Source organism: Bradyrhizobium cajani, from assembly GCF_009759665.1.
GTDB lineage: Bacteria > Pseudomonadota > Alphaproteobacteria > Rhizobiales > Xanthobacteraceae > Bradyrhizobium > Bradyrhizobium cajani.
In genome coordinates this window covers 110302-129990 of record NZ_WQNE01000004.1, presented here as the reverse complement: position 1 = coordinate 129990, position 19689 = coordinate 110302, and the positions used below count along the sequence as shown (strand labels likewise).

The window sequence follows — 19689 nt, the reverse complement described above, 5'->3', positions numbered from 1 at the left end:
CGCCCCTTAACTTTTTGGAAGGGCTATTGTCCGTGATTGATTTGAAGGCCGGATGACAACCGAGGCGTGAAAACCGTTTTCCTACCTGTGTTTAGGCGGCGCGCGCCGCTTTCCTCTGCAAGCCGGCGGCGATCTTCAGGTCTTCGACAAAGCGCTGATATTCCAGCGCCTTGGCTTCAGGATCAGGCAGCCGCAGCAGATAGGATGGATGCACCGTCACCAGAGCCTTGCGCCCGTCGGGAAGGTCAATGAGCCGGCCGCGGGTCTTGCCGATGGGAGTGATCTTGCCGAACACGCTCTGCGCCGCGGTCGCGCCCATCGCCACGATCAGATCGGGCTGGATTGCCGAAACTTCCCGTTCATACCATTGCCGGCACGCCCGGATCTCCGGCGTCGCCGGCTTCTGGTGCAGGCGGATCTTTCCGCGCGGCACGAATTTGAAGTGCTTGACCGCGTTGGTGACATAGACCTTCTTGCGGTCGACGCCGGCCTCCTCCAGCGCACGGTCGAGCATCTGGCCGGCCGGACCGACGAAGGGATGGCCGGCGAGATCTTCCTTGTCCCCGGGCTGCTCACCGACCAGCATGATATTGGCGGACTTCGGACCCTCGCCGAACACGGTCTGCGTTGCGTCCTTGTAGAGCGGGCAGGCGCGGCAGTGCGCGGCTTCCTCGCGGAGCGCTTCGAGATCGTCGGCGGCTGAGGTCTTGCGGGGCATGGGAGCCTCCGGACGTGGAGCGATCCGTCCGCCGGTCCAGCGTTCGGCATCGGTGAGCAAGGGTTCAAGTATCGAGGCTTCCGAGAGGTTCCTTCGGCGCGTTGCCGACGCTCGCGGCCGCTCCGGCTCGAAATGGCGGCGCCAGGTTTCCTCCAGGCGGCCAGGCTCGGGCCTCTCCGTCCGGCTGACGCCGGGCGTGAACGAGATCGCGTGACCGTCCCAATGCGCGCAGACATCAGGCGTGAGGATTGACCAGGGCATGTCGGCAAAGCGGCGTATAAAAAACGGCGCGGCGAATGCGACGATGTAATGCTCCGGCTCGAACCAGGCTGCGTAATGCGCCTTCTGCTCGCGGCCGATCTCGCGAAAGCGCACGACATCGCGCATGCGCTGGGCATCGCGATGCACGCTGCTGGCCATCGCGGCAGCCAGCGCCACGTCGGGATCGCTCATCCTTTCCAGAAGATCGTGATCGGCTTTCAACCGGGACAGCAGGCGATAAAGCAGCGCAAAGCGGTCGTCATCGCGATGCAGGATTGTGACGCGTGCAAGCGCGATGAAATCGGCTGGCACGTTGAAGGTGCTCTCGATCTCGACCGGCGGAAGGCTTGGCGCTTCCGACAGCCCGGCTGGCGTCTCTCCGTTCAGCTGGCCTTGCACGCCCCACGTCACATCCGCTGGTGCGACGTGATGCAGCGCGAGCGTGCGGGCGGCTTTGCGCCAGCCGTCGAAATCGGTCTGGCTGTCAAGGGTGATGAGGTACATGGCACCTTGAATCCTATTGATTCCGCTCATGAATCCGAACACGCGCCAATTCGGTTGACTCTTCTGGCGCCGTTAGCTTTATATTAGAACATACCATGAACAAATGAGCCAGCCGTTGGTTCTCTTTTCGAGAGCCACCGGCAATCACCCCTGAAGGAGCGGCGAGCATGAGCGGCGCACGTGGAAGCGCGCTTGCGATCTTGCGCGGCCAGATCGAGCGCATCGAGACTGCGGAGGTCGTGCATCAGCGCGATCGCGTCGCGCTTGGCCACGGCGAGGCCGACGGCGCGCTGAAGGGCGGGCTCGCGCGCGCGGCGATCCATGAGGTGTTTTGCGAGGGGCGTCAGGGCGCCGCCGCAACGGGTTTTGTCACCGGGCTCGCGGGGCGCGTGACGGCGCGGAAGCCGCTGTTGTGGGTGCGGCAGGATTTTTCAGAGATCGAGACGGGCGCGCTGTCGATGAGCGGGCTCGCCGAGCTCGGCCTCGATCCGCGCCGCGTGGTGATGGTGCGCGCCGCCGATGTCGAGAGCGCGCTGCGCACCTCGGCCGATGCGCTCGCCTGCGATGCGCTGGGCGCCGTCGTGCTCGAGCTCTGGGGCGAGACCAGGCAGTTCGATCTCGTGGCGAGCCGCAAGCTGACGCTCGCGGCGCAATCTTCCGGCGTCACCGGGCTGCTGCTGCGCATGGCCGCGCAACCCTTGCCGTCGACTGCCGAGACCAGATGGATGCTGCGCGCGGCACATTCGCCGCCGGGACCAGTGTGGAGTGTCTGGGGCGCGCCGCGCTTCGATGCCGAGCTCTTGCGCAATCGTCATGGCCTGTGTGGCCGGTGGATCATGGAATGGAATTGTGATGAGTGCCAGTTCAGTGAGCCGTCGACGTATCCTCAGCCTGTGGCTGCCGCGCCTGCCCATCGACCGGATCCAGCGGTTTCTTGGCAGCGCCGGGCAGGGTAAAAATAATAATGAGCCGAGCATCGTCGTCATCAAGGACAACAATGCGCTAGTGATCCATGCGCTGGACGAGGCCGCCGAGCGCCTCGGCCTGTACATCGGCCAGCCCTTGGCCAATGCCCGGGCGATGTGCCCGGACTTGCGGGTGTTCGACGCCGATACCGTCGCCGATGTGAAGACGCTCAGCGATGTCGCCGACTGGTGCGACCGCTTCACGCCGCTGGTGGCGCTCGATGCGCCGCACGGCTTGTTCCTGGACATCACCGGCTGCGCGCATCTGTTCGGCGGGGAGGCCGCGTTGTTGCGGACATTGGTCCGCGCGCTCGCTCGCCAGGGCTTTTCCGTCAGCGCGGCGATCGCCGGCACCTCGGTCTGCGCACGCACGCTGACGCGGCAGGCCACAGGTACCATCGTTGCCGATGGCGGGGAAGCAGAGGCGATCAGCCGGTTTCCGGTGTCGGCGCTCGGCGCGGGGGAGGCCATCACCACCGGTCTGCGCCGCGCTGGCCTGAAGACCATCGGCGATGTTGCATTGCGCAGCTCCCATGAGATCACGGCGCGGTTCGGCGCGCGATTCTCCACGCTGCTCGCGCATGCGCTGGGGCAGGGCGATGCGCCGATCAATCCACGCAAACCGCTGCCCGATTACATCGTGGAGAAGCGCTTCGCCGAGCCGATCGCGACCGACACCATGATCGCGATGACGCTGTCGCGGCTGGCCGAGACGTTGATCGCGTCCATGGAGAAGCAAGGCAAGGGCGCGCGGCGCCTGGAAGCCGCCTTCTTCCGCACCGACGGCGTGGTGCGTACGATCATGGTCGAGACCGGGCGGCCGGTGACGCGAAGCGCCGTGATCGACCGCCTGTTCCGCGAGCGGCTCGATGCGCTCGCCGATCCGCTGGATCCCGGCTTCGGCTTCGACATGGTGCGCCTGTCGGCGAGCCGCACCGAGATCGTGGTGCAGGAGCAACGCGATCTCGACGCCCATGTCCACGACAATGACGAGCTTGCCGCGCTGCTCGACCGCATTGCCGCGCGCATCGGCGGAAAGCGCGTCGTCGTGCATCTGCCGCAGGACACTCACATCCCTGAATGTGCGATGCTGGCCGCACCTGCCCAGCACCATCTCGCCGCCGCCATGCAGGCCGAATGGCCGGCACGCGCCGAGAGCGAGCCGCCGCTGCGCCCCTTGCGGCTGTTCGACAGACCGGAGCCGATCAAGGTGCCGTTCGCGACCGTGCCTGACGGTCCGCCGCATCAATTCACCTGGCGCCGCGCGCTGCATGCCGTGGTGCGGGTGGAGGGACCCGAGCGCATCGCGATGGAATGGTGGCGGCAGGACGGCAAGCAGCTCACGCGGGATTATTTCCGCATCGAGGATGCCGAGGGACTGCGCTTCTGGATCTTTCGCGACGGTCTCTATGAGGGGGAGGTGTTCGACGATGAAGGCAAGCCGGTTTCTCCCAACTGGTATGTGCATGGTCTCTTCGCATGAACACGCCTGCCTATGCCGAGATCGGCATCACCACCAACTTCTCCTTCCTGCGCGGCGGCTCGGATCCACGCGCCTATGTGCATCAGGCCAGCATCCTCAGCATCCCCGCGATCGGCATTGCCGATCACAACACGCTCGCCGGCGTGGTGCGCGCCTACAAGGAGCTCGACAATGAAAAGGTGCTGCACAAGCCGAAGCTCCTGATCGGCGCGCGTATCGTCTTCATCGACGGCACGCCCGATATCCTGGTCTATCCGCGCGACCGCTCGGCCTATGGCCGGCTCTGCCAGCTCCTCACCAGGGGCAAGCGCGGCGACGACATCACGCGGATCGAGAAAGGCGAATGCCGTCTCACCTTCGCCGATCTGCTCGAATTTGCGGAAGGCCAGCTCCTGGTTCTGACGCTGCCGCATCGCTTCGATCCGGAGCAAACGCTGGATGTTCTGGCAAAGCTCAGGGACAACCGCGCCGAAGGCGTGTGGCTGGCGGCGAGCCTGCTCTATCGCGGCGACGACCGGCGCCGCCTGGCGCGGCTCGATGATCTCGCGACGAGGGCAAAGGTCCCGCTGCTCGCGACCAACGAGGTGCTCTATCACGATCCCGCCCGCCGCCCGCTTCAAGACGTGCTGACCTGCATCCGGGAAAAGACCACGATCGAGGCGGTCGGACGGAGACTTGAGGCCAATGCCGAGCGCTTTCTGAAGACGCCCCGCGAGATGTCGCGGCTGTTCCGCGATTTCCCTGAGGCGATCGCGGAAACCATGCGCTTTGCAGATCGCATCACCTTCTCGCTCGACCTGCTCAAATACCAATATCCGGACGAGCCGGTGCCGCCGGGCAAGACCGCGCAAGGACATCTGGAGGATCTCACCTGGGCGGGCGTCGACAAATATTTCGGCGGCAGGATCGACGACAAATTGCGCGCGACGCTCAAGAAGGAGCTCGCGCTGATCGCCGAGCTGAAATACGCGCATTATTTCCTCACCGTGCACGACATCGTGCATTATGCGCGCAGCCAGAACATCCTGTGCCAGGGGCGGGGATCGGCGGCGAATTCGGCCGTCTGTTACGTGCTCGGCATCACCTCGGTCGACCCGACCAAGGTCGATCTCCTGTTCGAGCGCTTCATCTCCAAGGAGCGGCTGGAGCCGCCCGACATCGACGTCGATTTCGAGCATTCGCGGCGCGAGGAGGTGATGCAATATGTCTATCGCCGCTACGGCCGTCATCGCGCCGCGATCATCGCCACCGTCATCCACTATCGTCCGCGCAGCGCCATCCGCGACGTCGGCAAGGCGCTGGGCCTGACCGAGGACGTCACCGCCGCGCTCGCCGACACCGTCTGGGGTAGCTGGGGCAAGGGCCTCAACGACATGCAGGTCAGGCAGGCCGGGCTCGATCCCAACAATCCCATGATCAATCTTGCGGTGGAGCTTGCGACCGAGCTGATCGAATTCCCGCGTCATCTCTCCCAGCATGTCGGCGGCTACGTGCTGACCCAGGACCGGCTCGACACCTACGTGCCGATCGGCAACGCCGCGATGGACGATCGCACCTTCATCGAATGGGACAAGGATGACGTCGACGCGCTCAGCATGATGAAGGTCGACGTGCTCGCGCTGGGCATGCTGACCTGCATCAGGAAATGTTTTGATCTGATCGATCAGCACAAGGGCGAGCGTTTTGTGCTGGCGAGCGTCCCGCAGGACGATCCCAGGGTTTACGACATGCTGTGCGCCGGGGAGTCGCTTGGCGTGTTCCAGGTCGAGAGCCGCGCCCAGATGAACATGCTGCCGCGCCTGAAGCCGCGGACGTTCTACGATCTCGTCATCGAGGTTGCGATCGTGCGTCCGGGGCCGATCCAGGGCGACATGGTGCATCCCTATTTGCGGCGGCGGAACGGCCAGGAGAAAGTGAGCTATCCATCGCCGTCCCCCGAGCACGGCGACAAGGATGAGCTCTACAAGGTTCTGCACAAGACGATGGGCGTGCCCCTGTTCCAGGAGCAGGCGATGCGCATCGCGATCGAGGCGGCAAAATTCACCTCAGAGGAAGCCAACGGCCTGCGCCGCTCGATGGCGACCTTCCGCAACGTCGGCACGATCGGCAAATACGAGGACAAGCTGATCGGCAACATGGTCGCGCGCGGCTACGATCCCGATTTCGCCAGAAGCTGCTTTGACCAGATCAAGGGTTTTGGCTCCTACGGTTTTCCGGAGAGCCATGCCGCGAGTTTTGCCCAGCTCGTCTACATCTCGTCATGGCTGAAGCATTACCATCCCGATGCGTTTTGTTGCGGCCTGCTGAACTCGCAGCCGATGGGCTTTTACGCCCCGGCGCAGATCGTCGGCGATGCCCGCAAGAACGGCGTCGAGGTGCGCGACATCGACGTGTCCTACAGCTTTGCGCAGAACACGCTGGAGGAGGGGACCGGCAAATATTGCGCCGTGCGCCTGGGCTTTCGCCAGATTGACGGTTTCCATTGGCTCGATGAAGATGAGGAGAGGCTGAAACATTCTCAGCTGTCATTCCGGGATGCGCCGTTAGGCGCAGGCCCGGAATCCATAACCACGATCGGGAGTATGGATTCCGGGCTCGCGCCAAGAGGCGCGCCCCGGAATGACAATGTGGAGGTGGTTCGGGATAATACGGAGAAAACCCAAGACTGGGCCGACCGCATCGTCGCCGCGCGCAATCGGCGGCCCTTCACCTCGCTGGAAGACTTCGCTCGCGATACCGGGCTGCCCAAGCGCGCGCTGATCCTGCTGGCGGACGCCGACGCGTTCCGCTCGCTCGGGCTCGACCGCCGCGAGGCGCTGTGGCAGGTGCGGCGGCTGCCCGACGATGTGCCGCTGCCGCTGTTCGAGGCGGCCACCGCGCGCGAGCAACCGGACGAAGGCGCACAACCGCTGCCGGTGATGCCGCGCGCCGAGCAGGTGGTCGCGGACTACCAGACCATCCGCCTGTCGCTGAAGGGCCACCCGATGGAATTTTTGCGCGAGATGTTTTCGCGCGAGCGCGTGGTCGCCTGCAAGGATATCAGCCATGAGAACGAGCGGCGCCGCGTTCGCTGCGCCGGCGTGGTCTTGGTGCGGCAGCGGCCGGGCAGCGCCAGCGGCGTCGTGTTCATGACGCTGGAGGACGAAACCGGCATCGCCAATGTCGTGGTCTGGCCCAAGATCATGGAGCAGTACCGGAAAGAGGTGATGGGCGCGCGCCTCATCCTGGTCGAAGGCTATATCCAGAGCAGCCCGGAGATGGTGACGCATCTGATCGCGCAACGCATGGTCGACCGCTCGCACGATCTGATTGGCCTTGCCAACGATGCCCTGAGCCGCAAGCATCCGGTGCCGTCAGGCGCCGACCTGATCAAACCGCTCAACGACGACCCCCGCGCCCACGCGGATATGCCGGCGCAAAAAATCCGCCACCCTCGCAACGTCCGCATCCTGCCGCCGTCGCGGGATTTTCATTGAGATCGTGACATAGGATATCGCCGCACCGTCATTGCGAGCGCAGCGAAGCAATCCAGAAATGCATCCGCAGAAATAGCCTGGATTGCTTCGTCGCAAGAGCTCCTCGCAATGACACGCAGAGAGAGAGGCGCGCTCCCTCACTCCGGTGCCGCCCCCACCGGCGGGCCGCCGGGCGGGCGGTGCAGGAAGGTCAGCGAGGCGTAGGCGCCGGCCCAGGAGCCGATCGCGGCGAAGGCGACATAAAAGGGGTTATCGGTGTAGCTGATCACCGCGTAGGAGGAGAGCAGGTACCAGATCGCGCTCCAGTTCGCCGCCGGGATGCGCTTGCGCCCGATCACGGCGGAGGTGAACATCACATAGACCGCGTCGGTGGCTGCTGTTGCGATGAACACGGCGCCCGCGGTGAGGGGATCGATGGCGGCCATTGCAATCCTTTCTGCGATCGTGGGATGGTGAAAATTAGAGCATGATCCGGAAAAGTCTTTAGTGGGTTTTCGGGTATCATGCCCATCCGAACGGGAGAGAAGCGGCCATGCGAAGCCCCGCCGGCATTCTCAGGGACATCTGGACTTCCGCCGGCGGCGATGCGGCTGCGCTCGACCGCGTGCGGCTGACGGGCGAGGAGCCGCAGATCCCATCCTCGTTTCGTGTCGCCGTTGCGGGACAAGCAACGATAGCTGCCGCCGGCCTCGCCGCTGCCGAAATCTGGAGGCTGCGCGGCGGCGAGGTGCAGGACGTCCATGTCGACATGCGCCACGCCGTCGCCGAATGCCGTTCCGAGCGTTATTTGCGCGTCGACGACAAGCCGCCGCCCCCGGCCTGGGACGCCATCGCCGGCGTCTACAAGACCGGCGATGGCCGCTTCGTGCGCTGTCACACCAACTTCCCGCATCACCGCGACGCCGTCTGCAAGGTGCTCGCCTGCGAGGCGGCGCGCGACAAGGTGCAGGCGGCACTGATGCAATGGAAGGGCGAGGATTTCGAGACTGCAGCTTATGCAGCGGGCGGCGTCGTTGCCCTGATGCGCACTTGCGACGAATGGTCGGCGCTGCCGCAGGCGCGTGCGCTCGCCGAGCTGCCGCTGATCTCGATCGAGAAGATCGGCGAAGCCCCGCCCAAGCCGTGGTCCAAAGGCGATCGTCCGCTCGCCGGCCTTCGCGTGCTCGATCTCTCCCGCGTCATTGCGGGCCCCGTCGCCGGCCGCACGCTCGCGGCACACGGCGCGGATGTGCTGCTGGTATCGGGGCCCGAGCTGCCCGCAATTCCATGGCTCGCCATCGACACCGGCCGCGGCAAGCTCGCCACCTTCATCGAGCTGAAGAGCGAAGCGGGGAGGGCGCAACTGTGCGAGCTGCTGAAGGAGGCCGACATCTTCTCGCAGGGCTATCGCCCCTGCGCGCTTGCCGCCCTCGGCTTCGCACCGGAGGACGCAGCGCAAATCAATCCCGGCATCGTCTATGTCACGCTGTCGGCCTATGGCCATGCCGGACCATGGGCCGAGCGGCGCGGTTTCGACTCGCTGGTGCAGACCACGACGGGCTTCAACCATGCCGAGGGGCAGGCCGCCGGCATCGACGGACCGAAGGAATTGCCTGCGCAGATGCTCGACCACGCCACCGGCTATCTGATGGCGTTCGGTGCGATGATGGCCAGGGCGCGTCAGGCCCGCGAAGGCGGCAGCTGGCACGTGCGGGTATCGCTGGCGCAGACCGCGCGCTGGTTGTGGAATCTCGGCCGGCTCGACGGCGGGCTGGATACTCCGGATCTTACGGGCGAAGCCGTACATGCTGCGTTCATCGAGAGCATGCCATCTGGCTTCGGCATGTTGAAGGCGGTGCGCCATTCGGCGATGCTGTCGACAACGCCGGCGCGATGGGCGCGTCCCGCCATGCCGCTCGGCAGTCATCCGCCGCAATGGCCGGCCCCAAGCTGACGTGGAGCTGACACGGGAGGGTTTTTTAACGCAAACCGTAAGGCGATCTGCACTTTTTAGGTTGTTTGAAATCTCAATTCGGCACTATTAGCGCAATCGATCAGGCAGTCATCTGCCGGCATCATCGCAGACATGACCGGGTCCATGGTAGCTCAAAACACCAAGCGAACGCAGGTGCTTACAAAACAACGGGTGATCGCATCCGTAGTTTTGCTAGCTCTTGCCGGCGCCGGGACCTACGGCTTCCTCTATTACGGGTCCAAGGAAAAGAAGCACTCCGAGATCTCCAGCCAGTCGCGCAGGAATGCGCAGAATTTCACGCCGACGCCGTCCGAGTGGGCGACGCTGACGATCGAGCCGGTCAAGGCCAAGGCTTTCCGCGCCGAATACGTCACCGAGGGCAAGGTCGCGGTCGACGAGGACCGTTCGACGCCGGTGTTCTCGCCCTATGCGGGCCGGGTGACCAAGCTGCTCGCCAAGCCCGGCGAGAGTCTGAAGCAGGGCCAACCGCTGTTCACGATCGAGGCCGCCGACACCGTGCAGGCCCAGAACGATTTCATCGCGGCGATGACCTCGCAGAACAAGGCGAGATCGGCGCTCGAGCTCGCCGACATCCAGTTCAAGCGCGCCAAGGACCTTTATGAAGGCCACGCCATTCCGCTGAAGGATTATCAGCAGGCGGAAGCGACCCAGGTCCAGGCGCAGAACGACATGCGCTCGTCGGGGACGGCGCTGGAAGCTGCGCGCAACAAGCTGCGCATCCTCGGCTTCACCGACGAGACCATCAAGGCGTTCCAGGACAGGGGCGCCATCAATCCGGAAATCACGATCTATTCGCCGATCGCGGGCACAGTCGTGCAGCGCAAGATCGGCCCCGGCCAGTACGTCAATTCGGGCGCCAGCGATCCGGTCTTCGTGATCGGCGATCTCTCCACGGTCTGGCTCACCGCCTTCGTGCGCGAGAGCGATGCAGCCGCCGTGTGCATCGGCCAGGACATCACCGTCAACGTGATGGCGCTGCCGGGCCGGCCGTTCACCGCGAAGATCAACTACGTCGCCGCCGCGATCGATCCGACCACCCGCCGCCTTCTGGTGCGCGCCACCATCGACAACAAGGATGGTCTGCTCAAGCCGGAGATGTTCGCCAACGTCACGATCTATTCGGCCGGCGACCGCGCCGCGCCTGCGGTGCCCAAGCAGGCGCTGATCTATGAGGGCAGCCAGGTCCGCATCTGGGTCGCGCGCGAGGACAAGTCGGTCGAGTTGCGCCAGATCCAGATCGGCCTCATCAACGGCAATCTCGTCGAGGTGACCAGCAATCTGAAGCCTGGCGAGCAGATTGTCACCAAAGGCAGCCTGTTCATCGACCGCGCGGCGTCCGGTAGCTGAAAGAATGTTGACGTGAACCAGGTCGCGCGCGGGCTCGCTTCACCTCGCCCCGCTTGCGGAGAGAGGTCGGATTGCGCTCGGCGACGCAAAGCGTCGTCCGAAGCAATCCGGGTGAGGGGGACTTTCCGCGAGTCCAATTCTCACCGTCCCCGCGGAGATTCCCCCTCACCCCAACCCTCTCCCCGCAAGCGGGGCGAGGGAGAACAACTGCCGGCGTAAATGGATCGTCTCGTCGCCCTTGCCGTCAACCGGCGTTTCCTGATGGTCGGGATGTTCGTCGCCGTGCTGATCGGCGGACTGATCGCCTTCAACCAACTCAACATCGAGGCCTATCCCGATCCGACCCCGCCGATGGTCGACATCGTGACGCAGAGCCCCGGCCTGTCGGCCGAAGAGATCGAGCGCTACATCACCATCCCGATCGAGACCCAGGTCGCAGGTCTGAAGAACCTGACCACGATCCGCACCATCTCGCTCTACGGCCTCTCCGACGTCAAACTCCAGTTCTCCTTCGCCTACACCTACGACGAGGCGTTGCAGCAGGTCCTGAACCGCCTGGCGCAACTCGCGCCGTTGCCGGGCAACGTGCAGCCACAGATCTCGCCGCTCAGTCCGATCGGCGAAATCTTCCGCTACCGCCTGGTCGGTCCGCCGAACTACAGCGTGCTCGACCTCAAGACCATCCAGGACTGGATTCTCCAGCGCCGCTTCCGCGCCGTGCCCGGCGTGATCGATGTCACCGGCTGGGGCGGCAAGAGCAAGACCTATGAGCTCCAGGTCGACTTCAACAAGCTGGTCGCCAACGGCCTGACGCTGCCGCAATTGCTCCAGGCGGTCAGCAATTCCAACGTCAATGTCGGCGGCAACACCGTCAATATCGGGCAGCAATCGGCCGTGGTTCGCGGCGTCGGCCTGATCCGGTCGATCGACGACCTCGCCAACACCATGGTGGCGCAGACAGGCGGCAATCCGGTGCTGGTCAAGGACGTCGCCACTGTCACCGTCGGCCAGAAGCCGCGGCTCGGTATCGCCGGCCTCGACGATTCCGACGACATCGTGCAGGGCATCGTCCTGATGCGCCGCGGCGAGCAGAGCTCGCCAACCATCAAGCGCGTCCACCAACTCGTTCAAACCATCAACAACTCCAGCATCCTGCCGCCCGGCGTGCGCATCGAGCGCATCTACGATCGCGGCGACCTGATCGAGCTCACCACCCACACCGTGCTCCACAACATGGTGATCGGCATCTTGCTGATCGTGCTGTTGCAGTGGATCTTCCTGGGAGACTTGCGCAGCGCGATGATCGTCGGCGCCACCATTCCGTTCGCGCTGTTCTTCGCCGTGATCATCCTGGTGCTGCGCGGGGAATCGGCGAACCTGCTGTCGGTCGGGGCGATCGATTTCGGCCTCATCGTCGATGCCACCGTCATCATGGTCGAGGCGATCTTCCGCCGGCTGACCCAGACCACGCCGTTCACCGAATTCGAGCATGTCTCCAATGAGACGCTGTTCGGCATGAAGAGCCATGCCATCCTCAGCGCCGCGGCCGACGTGTCGCGCTCGATCTTCTTCGCCGCCGCGATCATCATCGCGGCCTTCCTGCCGCTGTTCACGCTCTCCGGCGTCGAGGGCAACATCTTCGGGCCGATGGCGCGCACCTATGCCTATGCGCTCGCCGGCGGACTTCTTGCGACCTTCACCGTGACCCCGGCACTGTCCGCGATCATCCTGCCCGCGCATGTCGAGGAGACCGAGACCAGGGTCATGCTGATGCTGCACCGGATCTACTCGCCGGTGCTGAACTGGGCCGTCGCCAATCGCAACATCGTGCTCGGCGGCGCCGTCGGCCTCGTGCTGATGACGGTGGCGCTCGGCCGGCTGCTCGGCCTCGAATTCCTGCCGAAGCTGGAGGAGGGCAATCTCTGGATTCGCGCTACGCTGCCGCCCACGATCTCGCTCCAGGAGGGCAACAGCTACGTCAACGAGATGCGCAAGGTGATCCGTGCGCGGCCCGAAGTGGAGTCCGTGGTGTCGCAGCACGGCCGCCCCGACGACGGCACCGATGCCGCCGGCTTCTTCAATGCCGAGTTCTTCGCGCCGCTGAAGCCCGTGAGCCAGTGGCCCGGCACGCGCGACAAGGAAGAGTTGACCGCGCAGCTGCTGAAGCAGCTCGACGACCGCTTCCCCGGCGTCGAGTTCAACTTCTCGCAGTATCTCCAGGACAACGTCTCCGAAGCGGTGTCCGGCGTGAAGGGCGAGAACTCCATCAAGCTGTTCGGCAGCGACCTCCAGGCGCTCACCGACACCGCCAACAAGATCAAGCAGGTGCTGTCCACCGTGCAGGGCGTCACCGACCTTGCGGTGTTCACCTCGCTCGGGCAGCCGACGGTGCAGATCGACATCGACCGCGCCAAGGCCGCGCGCTATGGGCTCACGCCCGGCGACATCAACGCCACCATCAAGGTCGCGATCGGCGGCGACACCGCGGGCGATCTCTACGAACCCGGAAGCGACCGCCACTTCCCGATCATCGTTCGACTGGCGCCGGAATATCGCAGGAGCGCGGAGGCGATCCAGAATTTGCGCATCGGCGCGCCCGGGCCGAACGGCGCCGTCACGCAGATTCCCCTGAGCGAGGTCGCCACCATCAGCCTCGTCTCGGGAGCGGCCTACATCTATCGCGAGCAGCAGGAGCGCTATCTGCCGATCAAGTTCTCGGTGCGCGAGCGCGATCTCGGCAGCGCGATCCGCGAGGCGCAGCAGAAGATCGCCGAGCAGGTGCAGCTGCCGCCCGGTTCGCACATGGACTGGGTCGGCGAATTCGGCAACCTCCAGGACGCGATCCGAAGGCTGTCGATCGTGGTGCCGATCTCGCTGGCGCTGATCGGCGTGCTGCTCTGGTTCAATTTCGGCTCGATGACCGACACGCTGCTCGCCATGAGCGTGATCCCGATGGCGATCTTCGGCGGCGTGCTTGGTCTCCTGATCACCGGAACCGCATTCAGCGTCTCCGCGGCGATCGGCTTCATCGCGCTGTTCGGCATCGCCGTGATGGACGGCATCATCATCCTGTCGCAGTTCAACCAGCTGATCGAGGAAGGCTTGGATCGGATGAGCGCGGTGGTGCGCACCGGCGAATTGCAGCTCCGGCCGGTGCTGATGACCTGCGTCGTCGCGGGCGTCGGCCTGCTGCCGGCGGCGCTGTCGGAGGGTATCGGCTCGCAAGTGCAGAAGCCGCTCGCGGTCGTCGTCGTCACCGGCATGATGCTGGCGCCGGTGGTGATCCTGGTGACCTTGCCGGTCCTGATCTCCTTCTTCTCCCGCCGCGCGCGCTGACCGTCAGAACCCGTAGAGCCGCGCCGGATTGTCGACCAGGATCTTCTTGCGCACATCCGCATCCGGCGCCCACACCGGGAGCTGATTGAGCAGCCGGCCGTCGTCGATCTGATAGAGCGGCGCGATGTCTGTGGCTTTGCGTCCCTCGACATGGCTCGAGTCCGGATGCGGCCAGTCGGTACCCCAGACGACGCGGTCCGCGTTCGCCGCGATCAGCGCGCGGGCATAAGGCGCCATGTCTTGATAATCGGGCGCGAGCATCGACGAGCGATAGGCGCCGGAGATCTTCACATAGGCCTTGCCGGATTTGACCAGCGCGACAAGATCGGAAAATCCCGGCTGCTCCAGTCCGAGCGAAGCCTCGAGGCCGCCGAAATGGTCGAACACGGCGGGCACCGGCGCGGCCAGCACCAGGTCCTTGATCGCCGAGATCATCGGCAGCGTCGTGTAGAGCTGCACGTGCCAGCCGCGCGCCTTCATGCGCTCGACCGCTGCGGTGAAGCGGCTGCGTCCGACATTGGGATCGCTGATGCCGCCGGTCGCGAGGTTGATGCGGATGCCGCGGAATCCGTCGGCATGCATCGCGTCGAGCTGGGCTTCCGTCGTCTTGTCGTCGATCACGGCCACTCCGCGCGCAGTCGCGCCGCGCGCCTTCATGCCGAACAGGGTCGAGGCGTTGTCGGTGCCGTAGACGCTCGGCGTGACGATCACCACGCGCTCGACATGCAGCGCCTTGTGCAGCGCGGCCATCTGTTCGGGGCTCGCCGGCTCCGGCGTGTAGACGCGTCCCGCGAAGAACGGAAACTTATCGACATCGCCATGGATGTGCGTGTGGCAGTCGCAGGCATGCGCCGGAACGTCGAAATTGACCGGCGTCGCGGGCTGCGACGGGCCTGCGTGAGCTTTGCTGGACATGGCTACTCCGGCGGCAAGGGAGGCAAGCAGGACGCTGCGTCGGTTGAGCATGGTTTCTGTCCCGCTTCGTTATTTGGATGTGATGCAGGGACAGTATCACATCAGCCCGGCAGTCGCTCCGCTTCGCTGCATAGCTGCTCGACAAGATCCGCAAGCGGGCGAGAGCCGTCGACGCGCACGACCGGGCAGGGCAGACCCGCGAGCCACGCCTCATGCTTTGCGAGACTGCGACCTTCGCGATCGCCGGCTTCATAATGTGAGGCCCATTCCACGAAGGATTGGGTCTCCTCGTGGCGCCAGCCGCCCGGTGCCACGGCCTCCGTGCCGAAATGCGTGGCTTCGCGGGCTTGCAAGCGTCTCATCCGGAGTTCGCGCGGCGCGGTCACGAAGACGACGAGATCGAAGAACGGAACGAGTTCCTCGCCCCAGCCGGTGACGGATCCGCTCAGCACCCAGTCGAGACGCGGCAGGAACATTTCGCGCATCAAGCGCAGGCGCTCGGAAGCCGGGCGTGTCGTCTGGTAGGGCGGCACGGTCGGCAGCCAGAAATAATCGTCGCTGTCGTGATGCGGAAGCGCAAGCCGGTCGCCACTGCGCGGCCGAGCGTCGTTACGCCGGAGCCCGAAGCTCCCATCAGATGGATGCGGCGGCTCTTCATCGGCACCGGGCCAAGGATGTGAAACTACTGCCCCGACGGCGTGCGCAGGCCGTGCCAGGCGTCGCGGACCTGCTGGTAGTGCACTTCGGGCAGATAGTCCGGCGTGTTCAGGTTGAGCGTCTTGACGTCGAGATGGCCGACGGCGCTGAGCAGCGTGTAGGAGGCGATCACGCGGTCGCGCAGCGCGCCGATCAGGCGGGCCTTGGCCTGGATCAGGTCGGCCTGCGAATTCAGCACGTCCACCGTCGTGCGCTGTCCGCCGGCGGCCTCGCGCTGCACGCCCTGAAGCGCGACGGTCGCGGCCTTCACCTCGGACTCCGAGGCCGAGACCGTGATCTTGGCGCCCTCATTGGCAACCCAGGCGCTGACCACCGCCGTGCGCGCCTGGTTGCGCACCTGGTCGAGCACGAGCCGGCTCTGCGCCGTGATCTCCTTGGCCTGCCGGGTCTGCGCGGCGGCCTGACCGCCGTCGTAGATCGGCGCGGTGACATTGGCGACGATCGAGGCCTGGTCCTCGGCGAGGGTGCTGAGCGTCGGGTCGTTGTTGCGGCTCTTGCTGGCGCTGCCCTGGATGGTGGCGCTCGGCAGCAGCGTGCCTTCGGCGATGCGGATGTTGGTGGAGGCGACGTCGACGTCGAAGCTCGCGGCCATCACCGCCGGATGCTGGCGGATCGCCATCGTCATCGCGTCCTCGCGGCTCTTCGGCAGATAGCGGTCGACCACTTCGGCCGGACGAAGCTGCGAGGGCGCATTGCCGATCACCTGCGCATAGGTCGCCTGGCTCACTGCGAGCGCGACTTCGGCGGCGTTGAGATCGGCAAGGCCGCGGTTGAGGCGCGCTTCGGCCTGCGCCGTGTCGGTGGGGGTGACATCGCCGGCGTTGAGGCGGCGCTGGGTGACGGCGAGCGTTTCGCGCAGGAAGGCGACGTTGGATCGTTGCGCCTCGACCAGCGACTGGTTGGCGAGCACGTTGGTGTAGGCGGTCACCGCATCGAGCAGCACGCCCTGGCCGACATTGCGCAGTGCCTCGCGGCCCGACTGCACCTGGAGTTCCGCGGCGCGCACGCTGTTGGCGGTGCGGAAGCCGTTGAACAGGGTCTGCGTCACCGTGACGCCGATGATCCATGGCTTCAGATTGCCGGTCTGGACGGTGTTGTCGGGCAGCAAATTGCGCACCGATTGCAGGCCGGCGCTGAGGCTGGCCACGATCTGCGGCCGGTAGCCGGAGAGCGCCTGCGGCACGTTCTCGTCGGTGGCGCGCTGGCGCGCGCGCTCGGCATTGAGCTGCGGATTGGTCTGGTAGGCCTTGGCAAGCGCCTCGGGCAGGGCTTCGGCCGATGCTGTGGAGGAAAGGGCGCACGCGAGCGCCAACGTGGTCCATGTCGCAAGTACAGGACCCACGCCCGATAGATGCCGCGTCATCACGCGACCAGCTCTGGCGGCACGCCCAATCATGTAATCCCGCTAAACCCCGGCTGTCCGCCCCCGCCGACGGCGGCCCTCTTACCTGTTTAACCAGCCGAGGTCCCGCAGGCAAACTGCCGCGGGGAAAACCCCCATGAAATCCGTGCTTGTTGCAGCTTCGTCACAGGATTTTCCCGCGGAAGCGCGTCAGCGCCTTACGCCAGCCTGACCGTTCGGCCTACCGGTTCTTGTTCACCGGCTTGCGCTTCTCGATGAACGCCGCCATGCCCTCGGAGCGGTCCTCCAGCGCGAAGGTCGCGTGGAACAGGTTGCGCTCGACGCTCATGCCTTCGGCGAGCGTGGTCTCGAAGGCGCGATTGACCGCTTCCTTGGCCATCGCGGCCGCGGGACGCGACATCGCGGCGATCTTCTCGGCTGCCGCCATCACCTCGTCCATCAGCTTGTCGGCGGGCACGATGCGGCTGACGAGCCCGCTGCGCTCGGCTTCGGCTGCATCCATCATGCGGCCGGTCAGGCAGAGGTCCATCGCCTTCGACTTGCCGATCGCGCGCGTCAGGCGCTGGGTGCCGCCGATGCCGGGAATGGTTCCAAGCGTGATCTCGGGCTGGCCGAACTTGGCGGTGTCGGCGGCGATGATGATGTCGCACATCATGGCGAGCTCGCAGCCGCCGCCGAGTGCGTAACCGGCGACCGCGGCGATGGTCGGCTTGCGGCAGCGCGCGACGCGGTCGCCGCCGATCGCGGCAAAGTCCTCGGAGAACATGTCGATGAAGCCTTTCGGCTGCATCTCCTTGATGTCGGCGCCGGCGGCGAAGGCCTTCTCGCTGCCGGTCACGACGATGCAGCCGATGGCGTCATCGGCCTCGAGATCGTCGACGGCCGCAGCGATCTCCCGAAAGACGCCGAAGGAGAGCGCGTTGAGCATTTTCGGCCGGTTCAGCTTGACGATGCCGACCGCGCCTTTGCTTTCGACGATGATGTGTTCGAACGTGCTCATGCTCCACCCACGCTTTTGATTGGGCGGACAATGTGCCCGCTGGCGCGGTGGGCTTCAAGGGGATCGGGAAGGGGCACGGCAGCCGGAACGCGCGGCGGGAAGCGCGTTCCGGACGAGGTCAGGCCAGGATCCAGCCGCCGGCAATCACGCCATGAACATGCGTGCGGCGGAGGCCAGCGTCAGCAGCGTGCCGACGCCGATGAAGATCTTGCCGATCAGGGAGCTCTGGTCCCAGGCCGAGCTCTGCTGACTGCTTGCCAGCACCGGCGAGGGGCGCGGCTGCGCGTCGGTCGCGGCAATCACCGCCTTCTGCGCCGGCGGGTTGTCCTGCTGCAGGGCGCGATCGACATCGTTGAGCTGATCGGGTGCGACGATCTGGCTCTCGGCGTTCGGGGCGGCGGTATTATCGGCCGCGGCCTGGACATTGCCGTTGGCGCGGTCCGTCATCGCGGATGCCGCGGCCGCGGTCGGCGTATCAGCGGCGGCGAGCTGCGCATTGGCGTTGGCGACGTCCGGCGGCATTTGGCTCGAGGCCGGAACGCCGTTGTCGGCCTTCGCCTCGTCGGCCTTCTTGTCGGCCTTGTCGTCGGACTTCTGCACCGTCTTGCTGCTGCCGGTCCGGCGCGACTCGTTGCGCCGGTGCTTGCTCGGCTTGACCGTGTCGGCCTGTTTGCCCGCGCTGTCCGATTTGTCGCTTGCGGCTGTGTTCGGCGCCGCCTGTACGCTGGCTCCGAACAGCAAGAAAAGGCCGGCCAGAAGAATCAGGGCGGCGTGTCCGCTGGCTTTCATCATGTTGACGATCTCCCCAATCCACCCATCCCGGGACCGAACAGAGACGCCGGGGCGTGACCACAGCGGGGCAAAAAATGGGAATCTTCGCGCTCCACCGGGCAAAAAAGCGGCAAACCCCTGCCGCGGCCGCAGGCCGGGTGCGGATCGGACCGATCGGTGTTATGAGCCGTCGCGGGTTCTATGGCCGTCATCGGAGCGAGGTTTCCGGCTTCAATCACGAATTCGTGATTGCGCGGAGGCCGGCGTAACAAATTGAACAAGCGGCCGAATTGCTTGGTGAGGGGCGCGCGTGCGCGGACGTGAGGACGAGTGGACCGGCCTGATGCGGTCGGCCATGGCGGGCGATGATGCGGCGTATCATCGCCTGTTGAAGGCGGTCACGCCGGTGCTGCGCGCTGCTGCGAGGCGCGGCCTGGCACGTGCCGGGCAGCCTCCCGACCAGGCCGAGGATATCGTGCAGGAGATTTTGTTGGCGGTGCATCTGAAGCGGCACACCTGGGACAGCGAAGCCCCCTTCGCGCCCTGGCTGTTCGCGATCGCCCGCAACAAGCTGATCGACGCGCTGCGGCGGCGCGGCAGGCGCGTCTTCGTCAACATCGACGACTTTGCCGAGACGCTGCCGGGCGAGGCGCGGGAGGAGACGGCCTCGGCCGGCGAGGTTGCTGCGCAGCTGGGCACCCTGCCGCAGCGCCAGCGCGACGTGCTGCAGTCGATCGCGGTCGACAGCGCCTCGATCAAGGACACGGCGGCGAAATTCTCGATGAGCGAAGGTGCGGTGCGCGTGGCGCTGCATCGGGGCCTGGCGGCGCTGACCGCAAAACTGCGGGACCAATAGTC

The 19689-nt window shown here is 65.4% G+C and carries 13 protein-coding genes and 1 pseudogene; 7 read left to right on the top strand and 7 right to left on the bottom strand.

The window, feature by feature from the left end; genetic code table 11:
* Nucleotides 1-91: 91 nt before the first annotated feature.
* Nucleotides 92-1483 carry a UdgX family uracil-DNA binding protein gene (locus tag GPL20_RS07555; protein ID WP_157328975.1) on the bottom strand — a complete coding sequence of 464 codons (1392 nt, stop codon included), beginning with the start codon at nt 1481-1483 and terminating at the stop codon, nt 92-94.
* 167 nt (nt 1484-1650) lie between these two features.
* Here GPL20_RS07555 and GPL20_RS07550 point away from each other — a divergent pair, with 167 nt between their 5' ends.
* Genes GPL20_RS07550 through GPL20_RS07540 form a run of 3 tightly spaced genes read left to right on the top strand, consistent with a single transcriptional unit; the run spans nt 1651 to nt 7407 of the window.
* Nucleotides 1651-2439, top strand: coding sequence for an ImuA family protein (locus GPL20_RS07550; protein WP_157328974.1), 789 nt, complete (start codon nt 1651-1653; stop codon nt 2437-2439).
* Nucleotides 2336-3931, top strand: a complete 1596-nt coding sequence (locus GPL20_RS07545; protein ID WP_167532936.1) for a Y-family DNA polymerase — start codon at nt 2336-2338, stop codon at nt 3929-3931. Before GPL20_RS07550 ends, GPL20_RS07545 begins: the two co-directional genes overlap by 104 nt.
* Nucleotides 3928-7407, top strand: coding sequence for an error-prone DNA polymerase (locus GPL20_RS07540; protein ID WP_157328973.1), 3480 nt, complete (start codon nt 3928-3930; stop codon nt 7405-7407). Before GPL20_RS07545 ends, GPL20_RS07540 begins: the two co-directional genes overlap by 4 nt.
* Before the next feature lie 137 nt (nt 7408-7544).
* Here the strand turns inward: GPL20_RS07540 and GPL20_RS07535 are convergent, their stop codons facing one another.
* Nucleotides 7545-7832, bottom strand: coding sequence for a hypothetical protein (locus GPL20_RS07535; RefSeq protein ID WP_157328972.1), 288 nt, complete (start codon nt 7830-7832; stop codon nt 7545-7547).
* A 107-nt stretch (nt 7833-7939) separates the two neighbouring features.
* Here GPL20_RS07535 and GPL20_RS07530 point away from each other — a divergent pair, with 107 nt between their 5' ends.
* From GPL20_RS07530 to GPL20_RS07515, 3 genes are all read left to right on the top strand, one after another.
* Nucleotides 7940-9340 (top strand): CoA transferase, encoded by a 1401-nt coding sequence (locus GPL20_RS07530; protein ID WP_157328971.1) that lies wholly within the window; start codon nt 7940-7942, stop codon nt 9338-9340.
* Nucleotides 9341-9484: 144 nt separating this feature from the next.
* Entirely contained in the window at nt 9485-10729 is a 1245-nt protein-coding gene (locus GPL20_RS07525; protein ID WP_157328970.1) for an efflux RND transporter periplasmic adaptor subunit, read from the top strand.
* Between the two features lie 219 nt (nt 10730-10948).
* Nucleotides 10949-14065 (top strand): efflux RND transporter permease subunit, encoded by a 3117-nt coding sequence (locus GPL20_RS07515; RefSeq protein WP_157328969.1) that lies wholly within the window; start codon nt 10949-10951, stop codon nt 14063-14065.
* A gap of 3 nt (nt 14066-14068) precedes the next feature.
* Here the strand turns inward: GPL20_RS07515 and GPL20_RS07510 are convergent, their stop codons facing one another.
* From GPL20_RS07510 to GPL20_RS07490, 5 genes and pseudogenes are all read right to left on the bottom strand, one after another.
* Nucleotides 14069-15031, bottom strand: a complete 963-nt coding sequence (locus tag GPL20_RS07510) for an amidohydrolase family protein (RefSeq protein WP_157328968.1) — start codon at nt 15029-15031, stop codon at nt 14069-14071.
* A 50-nt stretch (nt 15032-15081) separates the two neighbouring features.
* Nucleotides 15082-15638 (bottom strand): annotated as a pseudogene (locus tag GPL20_RS07505) (P-loop NTPase family protein).
* A gap of 24 nt (nt 15639-15662) precedes the next feature.
* Nucleotides 15663-17093 carry a TolC family outer membrane protein gene (locus GPL20_RS07500; RefSeq protein ID WP_157328967.1) on the bottom strand — a complete coding sequence of 477 codons (1431 nt, stop codon included), beginning with the start codon at nt 17091-17093 and terminating at the stop codon, nt 15663-15665.
* A gap of 187 nt (nt 17094-17280) precedes the next feature.
* Complete coding sequence (locus GPL20_RS07495) at nt 17281-18060, bottom strand: enoyl-CoA hydratase (protein WP_157328966.1); 780 nt, start codon at nt 18058-18060, stop codon at nt 17281-17283.
* A gap of 144 nt (nt 18061-18204) precedes the next feature.
* On the bottom strand, nt 18205-18852 hold the full coding sequence (locus GPL20_RS07490) for a hypothetical protein (RefSeq protein WP_157328965.1): 648 nt from the start codon (nt 18850-18852) through the stop codon (nt 18205-18207).
* A 289-nt stretch (nt 18853-19141) separates the two neighbouring features.
* Between GPL20_RS07490 and GPL20_RS07485 the strand changes: the two genes are divergently transcribed.
* Nucleotides 19142-19687: a sigma-70 family RNA polymerase sigma factor gene (locus GPL20_RS07485; RefSeq protein WP_254126087.1), complete on the top strand. Its 546-nt coding sequence runs from the start codon at nt 19142-19144 to the stop codon at nt 19685-19687.
* Nucleotides 19688-19689: the final 2 nt, after the last annotated feature.